The organism is Frankia sp. CgKIO3 (assembly GCF_977946435.1).
In genome coordinates this window covers 1-6,838 of the sequence record NZ_CDWTMO010000193.1, presented here as the reverse complement: position 1 = coordinate 6,838, position 6,838 = coordinate 1, and the positions used below count along the sequence as shown (strand labels likewise).

Here is a 6,838-nt window from a genome sequence, read left to right as displayed (position 1 = left end):
CCCAGGACAGGCTCTCAGACCCGTAGATGACGGCGGAGCGCCACCGAAGCCATCGCGGCGGCGGCGAGCACACCGACCCCCAGCACGACGGCCGCGGTCTCCCAGACCGCCGACCAACCGAACAGGGGGAACATCGTCTGCTTCGCGAACCGGCCGTCCACCAGGTAGATCTTGGCCAGCGCGAGCACGCCCGTGGCGAACAGCCCGCCAATCAGCCCCACCGCCGCGATCTCCAAGACGAACGGGGCCCGGATTGTTCCGTTGGACGCACCGACCATCTTCATGATGGCAGTCTCCCGCCGCCGAGCATGCGCCGAGATCCGGATCATCGTGTAGATGAGGGCGAAGGACGCCAAGGCCTGCACGGCGGCGAGGGCGAAGGCGCCCGCTGTGAAGGCGTCGAGGAACCGGTACAACGGGTCAAGCAGGCCGCGCTGGTCGCGCACAGCTTCCACCCCGTCGAGGCCTGTGTAGGTGACGACGATGTCGCGGGCCGCTCGCGGATCGGTGAGCGTAAGTCGTAGCGCCGCGGGCAGGTCGTCGGGTCCGACACCGGCGAGGACGTCGGGCGATCCACGGAAGTCCCGGCGGAAACGGTCGTACACCTGCTGTTTGCTTTCGTACCGCACGTCGACGACCAGTGGATCCGCCGCGATCTCGGCCTCGAGGGCAGACCGCTCGCCTGGGGTGATGCCATCGGAGAGATCAACGACGACCTCGATCTGGTCGAGCAGGAAGCTGTCGATGGTGTGCACCTGCGCCCGCAGGAGCAGGCCCAACCCCAGCAACGCCAGGCAGATCGCGACAGTGATGATCATAGCGCAGGTCATCGCCAGGTTGCGGCGCAGGCCCGTCCACAGCAGCGACGCCAGCAGACTCGGTCGCATCAGCGGACCCGGTCGGCCGGCACCCGGGGCCCGGGCCGGGGAATCATCGGCACCACCAGATCATCCTGGTTGTAACGCCCGCGAGCCTCGTCCCGGATCAGCGCGCCGTCGCTCAGCTCGAGCACCCGGCGGCGCATCGCGTCGACGAGCGACGCGTTGTGGGTCGCCATCACGACGGTGGTGCCGGCCTGATGAACAGTGTCGAGCAGGTTCACGATCTCGATGCTGGTGTTCGGATCGAGGTTGCCGGTCGGCTCGTCGGCCAGCAGTACCCGAGGACGGCCGACGAACGCCCGGGCGATTGCGACCCGCTGCTGTTCGCCTCCGGAGAGTTCATCAGGATACCGGTCCGCCTTCTCCGCGAGGCCGACCAGGTCGAGTGCCTCCGGCACGACGCTGCGCACGACATGCCGAGGACGGCCGACCACGTCGAGGGCGAACGCGATGTTCGCCGCCACGGTCCGATTCGGTAGCAGGCGAAAGTCTTGGAAGACGCAGCCGACCAGCCGGCGCAGCTGGGGCACCCCGCGGTCCGGCATCCGCGCGACGTCACGGCCGGCCACCAGCACCCGGCCGGACGTCGCCCGTTCCTCCCGCAGCAGCAATCGCAGCAATGCGGTCTTACCCGATCCGGACGGCCCCACGAGGAAGACGAACTCACCGGCACCGATCTCCGCGGTGACATCGATCAGCGCCGGCCGGCCGCCGTTCGGGTACCGCTTGCTCACGGAACTCAAAACGATCATTGCGCCTTCCCGCACTCCCATGACTTTCAGTAGCCGCATGGTAGGGCGTGACGAAGGTCGGGGGCCGCAGGTTAACGCCCGACCGGAATCTCCGAGAACAGCCCCGGGCGGGTCACCGCTCGCCCGGTCGACCTTTGACGGAGCGGCACGCCACCGTGCGCGGGCGTAACGTGGAGGTCGATCGTGCGTGTCGCCAACGGTCGTGCTCCATCCGAAACGTCCGGGTGTTGTCCCCACCCCGAGGAAGTGCGACGATCGCCCGATCATGGCATCCGTCCCGGGTGAGAAGGAGGCGCTATGGGCAGCGAGGATCTCGTCTGCGCGCGCTGCGCCGGACTGGTGGTCGAAGGCCGGTGTCCCACCTGCCGCGCCTCGCGCGAGTACCTGCGCCAGAGCTTCTTCCAGATGTCACCGCAGGTGATCGTCGCGCTGATCGCGATCGTAATGCTACTGACGGTCCTTGCCACCCGTCACGTCTCCTAAGCCCGGCCGCGCCGCCGCGGCAAAGGCTGACCTAGTCGCGGGCCGCCCCGAATCTCCCCGTTGTCCTCCCGTGCGCTGCCTCGTCCTGGTCAGCGCCATTCTCGCCCTGGTGGGCCTCGGCGTATCCGCCTGCGGCGGGAATGGTGGCCGCCCCTGGCCGGCCGAGTCGTCGAAGCCGGCCACCACCGCACCGTCGGCGGGTCGCGACAGCCCGCAGCCCGAGTTGCGCATCATCACCACGGGTCTCGCGGCGCCCTGGGATGTCGCCTTCCTCCCCTCCGGGGACGCCTTGATCAGCGAACGGGACAGCGGCCGTATCCTGCGTCGCCCGGCCGGCGGTGGCGAGCCTACCGAGGTCGCCCGTTTTCCGGACATGGTGCACAGCGGGGAATCGGGGCTGCTGGGCCTCGCCGTCTCCCCCACCTACGCGGCCGATCACTTCGTGTACGCCTATTACACGACCCGGGCCGACAACCGGATCGTGCGGTTCCGGCTGACCGGGAACTGGGCGGGTTCCCCCGCACCGATCCTCACCGGGCTCGCGAACGCCCAGATCCACAACGGCGGACGGATCAGGTTCGGCCCGGACGGCCTGCTGTACGCGGGGGTAGGGGACGCCGGCGTGACCACACGGGCGCAGGACCGCGCCAGTCTGAACGGCAAGATCCTACGGATGCGTCCCGACGGAAGCGTGCCGCCGAGCAATCCGTTCCCGGGCTCGCTGATCTACAGCATGGGCCACCGCAACGTGCAGGGCCTGGCGTGGGATACGGCCGGACGGCTGTGGGCATCCGAGTTCGGCCAGAACAACTTCGACGAGGTGAACCTGATCATCCCGGGCGGCAACTACGGGTGGCCGATGGTGGAGGGCGTCGGCGACACCGACAAGGGCCGCCTGCGCAATCCCCTCGTCACCTGGACCACCGCCGAAGCATCCCCGAGCGGCGTCGCGATCCGTGGAGACACCCTGTACGTGGCGGCGCTGCGCGGACAGCGGCTGTGGGAGGTGGGCCTGGCCGGTGACCATGTGCGTGGCGCCCCCCGCGCGGCGTTCACCGGTGAGCTGGGCCGGCTGCGCGCGGCGGTGCTCGCACCGGACGGATCGGTATGGATCATCACCAGCAACACCGACGGCCGAGGGGACCCGAGAAAGGGGGACGACCGGATCCTGGCGCTGCGCTGAAGGTCCGGGTGGACACGGGCGACCCGACGGCGGGAGCGTCAAGCCGACACCGTGGGCTCCACCGGAAGCGGTTCCGCCGGGACCGCCCCGACGGTACCCATCACGCCGATAATTCGATCACGTAGCGAAACCACATCTCCGATTACGATAACCGCGGGAGAACTGATCGCGGCTTCGGCCGCGAGCCGGGCGATATCCGCCAGGGGCCCGGTGATGATCGTCTCGTCGGCTGTCCCGCCAGCGTGGATCACCGCGGTCGGAGTCTCCGGCCGGCGGCCCCGCTTCACCAGCTCGTGACTGATCTCGGGCAGTGCCCCGACGCCCATCAGCACGACGACTGTGCCCGGACCGGTAGCGAGCGCGTCCCAGTCGGCGGTGGAACCGGGATGCGACGGATCGATATGGCCGCTGACGACAGCCACGTCCTGGGTGATGCCCCGGTGGGTCACCGGGATCCCGGCGAGCGCGGGGACCGCGACGGCGCTCGTCACCCCGGGGACGATCTCGCAGGGCAGGCCGGCCGCAGCGCAGGCCAGGGCCTCCTCGCCGCCACGACCGAAGACGAACGGATCACCGCCCTTGAGCCGGACGACGCCGAGCCCGCGCAGTCCCCGATCGACGATCACCGCGTTGATCTCGTCCTGGGTCAGGTTGTGACCGTGCGGCGCCTTGCCCGCATCGATGATCTCGGTACCGGGTCGCACCTCATCCAGCAGCTCACGGGGAGCCAGCCGGTCGACCACCACGACATCCGCAGCCTGGAGCAGCCGCAGACCGCGTACGGTGATCAGATCCGCCCGCCCGGGACCGCCACCGACAAGGGCCACCCATCCGCCCGGGGCTGTCTGCACACCGGTCATCTTCGTCCCCTCCCGCGTCGGCTTTCTCCCAGTGTGCGGCCTGACCAGCCCGTTCGGGGCCGATCGCCGCAGCCGACCATTCCGGCTGACCGGCCGGCTGACCGCCTCAGCTGACCGGACGGGCCGCCGCGACGGGGCCGACCAGCACCCGACCGTCCTGCACCTGCACCGGGTAGACGGGGAGGCGCACCCCCTCGGCATCGAGGCACTCCCCCGTCACCAGATCGAACGCCTGCTTGTGTAACGGCGAGAAGACCACGGCCCGGTCTCCGCGGGAGCCGACGAGACCCCGGGAGAGCACGTTGGCCAGGCCGATTGGGTCGGCGTTGCCGACGGCGAGCACGGGACCGTCGCTCAGCCGGAAGATGGCCACCTGGGCGCCGTTGACGAGCGCGGCCACGCCGCGATCGGGAGTCAGATCGTCCAGGGCACAGATGTCGGTCCAGATCATGGCGGCCTCCAGATCGTCCGGGATGCGCTTACTTGCCTATTCAGAGGCTTTTGTGTCCGTTTCGTCCCTCTGGATAGGCAAGGAGCCTGGATAGGTAAGGAAACGGCCAGCCACCACGGGGAGCGTGGCACCGGCGATGAGGGCTGCCCGCTCGGCCGGGCGGGCCGGCCGGGGCTGGCCGCGTTCGAGGAGGTGGATGACGTCGGGGTCGGCCGCCTCGGGGGCGTTGACGAACGAGGCGAACCGGCGCAGTGCGACCGGATCGGCCAGCGTCGTCTTCCACTCGTCCTGATAGGTCGCGACGTGGTGGGCCATGGCCGTGTCGAGTTCGGCGCAGATGCCCAGCGAGCCGTCGACGATGACCTCGCGGACATGTCCGAGGCCGCCGTCGAGGCTCTCCACCCACAGCGCGGTGCGCTGGAGGCGATCGGCGGTGCGCACATAGAACATCAGAAACCGGTCGATGTAGCGGACGAGCGTCTCGGTGTCGAGGTCGGAGGCGAACAGCTCCGCGTGCCGGGGCCGGTGACCGCCGTTGCCGCCCAGGTACAGGTTCCAGCCCTGCTCGGTGGCGATCACCCCGACGTCCTTGGACCGCGCCTCCGCGCATTCCCGGGCACAGCCGGAGACCGCCATTTTGATCTTTTGGGGAGATCGCAGACCGCGGTAGCGTAGCTCCAGGTCGACGGCCAGCGTGGTGGAGTCCTGTACGCCGTAGCGGCACCAGGTCTCCCCGACGCAGGACTTCACCGTCCGCAACGCCTTGCCGTAAGCGTGTCCGGACTCGAGTCCGGCGTCGGTCAGCCGCTTCCAGATCTTCGGCAGCTGCTCGGCCCTGGCGCCGAAGAGGTCGATGCGCTGCCCACCGGTAATCTTCGTATAGAGGTTGAAGTCCCGGGCCACCTCGCCAATCAGGATGAGCGTCTCGGGCGTGACCTCGCCGCCGGGCAGCCGGGGGACGACCGAGTACGTGCCGTCCTTCTGCATGTTCGCGAGCATGTGGTCGTTGGTGTCCTGCAGGGCGGCCTGCTCGCCGGCCAGGACATACCCGTTGTAAAGGGAGGCGAGAATCGAGGCCACCACCGGCCGGCAAACCTCGCAGCCCCGGCCCCGACCGTGCTCGGCGATCAGCTGCGAGAACGTCGTGATCCCCCGCACCCGGACGATCTCGAACAGTTCAGCCCGGCTGACGTCGAAGTGCTCGCACAGCGCCTTCGATACCTCGATGCCCGCGGCGGCGAGCTGCTGGCCGAGGATTGTCCTGAGCATCGGCACGCAGCTGCCACAGCTTGTGCCCGCGTTGGTACACCCCTTGATCCCGGCGACGTCGGTAAGGCCGTTCTCGCTGATCGCGGCGCAGATCTGGCCGTGGGTGACGTTGTTGCACGAGCAGATCTGCGCCCCGGCGGGGAGCGCCACCCCGGCCCCGGAGCCGCCGGCCCCTGCCCCGTCGCCGTCGCCGTCCGGCAGGATGAGCCGCGCGGGATCGTCCGGCACGACCCCGGCGGAGCCGACCATGGCCCGCAACATGCCGTACTCCCCGGCGTCGCCGACGAGGATGCCACCGAGGACGCTACGCGCGTCGTCGGAGAGCACCAGCTTCTTGTAGACCTTGGCCACCGGGTCGGCGAACGTGATAGGCAGCGCACCGGGAGTCGTCCCGAAGGCGTCCCCGAAGCTCGCGACGTCGACGCCGAGCAACTTGAGCTTGGTCGACATGTCGGCACCGGTGAAGGTCGCGCCGCCGCCGAGCAGACGGTCCGCGACGACCTCGGCCATCGCGTATCCGGGTGCGACCAGCCCGTACACCCGTCCGGCCGCCAGGGCGCACTCGCCGACGGCGTAGATGTGCTCGTCGCTGGTGCGGCAGCCCTCGTCGACGACGATGCCGCCGCGATCCCCGACGTCGAGTCCGCACTCGCGGGCCAGGGCGTCCCGCGGGCGGATCCCCGCCGAGAACACGACGACGTCGGCGTCGAGGCCGGCCAGCCCCTCGGGGTGACGGGCGAAGACCATCCGGGTGACCCGCCCGTCGGGATCGGCCTCGATCCGCTCGGTGGCCGTGTCGGTGTGGACGCCGATCCCGAGCCCGGTGATGTGGGCTCGCAGCGTCTGCCCGCCGGCCTCGTCGACCTGGGCCGGCATCAGCCGGGGCGCGAACTCGACGACGTGAGTAGCCAACCCCAGGCTACGCAGCGCGTTCGCCGCCTCTAGGCTTGTCTTCCGCA

7 protein-coding genes are annotated in these 6,838 nt (G+C 69.6%); 2 read left to right on the top strand and 5 right to left on the bottom strand.

The genetic code is table 11. From position 1 onward, the window contains the following. Positions 1 to 14 precede the first annotated feature (14 nt). Entirely contained in the window at positions 15 to 887 is an 873-nt protein-coding gene (gene ftsX / locus AC08OJ_RS17405) for a permease-like cell division protein FtsX (protein WP_476594254.1), read from the bottom strand. Further along, the gene (gene ftsE / locus AC08OJ_RS17400) at positions 887 to 1,633 is read right to left on the bottom strand and encodes a cell division ATP-binding protein FtsE (RefSeq protein ID WP_476594255.1); all 747 of its coding nucleotides are present in this window, start codon (positions 1,631 to 1,633) and stop codon (positions 887 to 889) included. Before ftsE ends, ftsX begins: the two co-directional genes overlap by 1 nt. A gap of 297 nt (positions 1,634 to 1,930) precedes the next feature. Here ftsE and AC08OJ_RS17395 point away from each other — a divergent pair, with 297 nt between their 5' ends. Together AC08OJ_RS17395 and AC08OJ_RS17390 are read left to right on the top strand one after the other, a co-directional pair. Next, the gene (locus tag AC08OJ_RS17395; RefSeq protein WP_476596284.1) at positions 1,931 to 2,116 is read left to right on the top strand and encodes a hypothetical protein; all 186 of its coding nucleotides are present in this window, start codon (positions 1,931 to 1,933) and stop codon (positions 2,114 to 2,116) included. 70 nt (positions 2,117 to 2,186) lie between these two features. Continuing rightward, positions 2,187 to 3,299: a PQQ-dependent sugar dehydrogenase gene (locus AC08OJ_RS17390; protein ID WP_476596283.1), complete on the top strand. Its 1,113-nt coding sequence runs from the start codon at positions 2,187 to 2,189 to the stop codon at positions 3,297 to 3,299. A gap of 38 nt (positions 3,300 to 3,337) precedes the next feature. Here AC08OJ_RS17390 and cobA read toward each other — a convergent pair whose 3' ends face one another. The 3 genes from cobA to nirB all read right to left on the bottom strand — a co-directional run. Further along, positions 3,338 to 4,159: a uroporphyrinogen-III C-methyltransferase gene (gene cobA, locus AC08OJ_RS17385; RefSeq protein WP_462186016.1), complete on the bottom strand. Its 822-nt coding sequence runs from the start codon at positions 4,157 to 4,159 to the stop codon at positions 3,338 to 3,340. A gap of 106 nt (positions 4,160 to 4,265) precedes the next feature. After that, on the bottom strand, positions 4,266 to 4,610 hold the full coding sequence (gene nirD / locus AC08OJ_RS17380) for a nitrite reductase small subunit NirD (protein ID WP_462186017.1): 345 nt from the start codon (positions 4,608 to 4,610) through the stop codon (positions 4,266 to 4,268). A 36-nt stretch (positions 4,611 to 4,646) separates the two neighbouring features. Then, a partial coding sequence (nirB, locus tag AC08OJ_RS17375) for a nitrite reductase large subunit NirB (RefSeq protein WP_476596281.1) occupies positions 4,647 to 6,838 on the bottom strand: 2,192 nt, incomplete at its 5' end.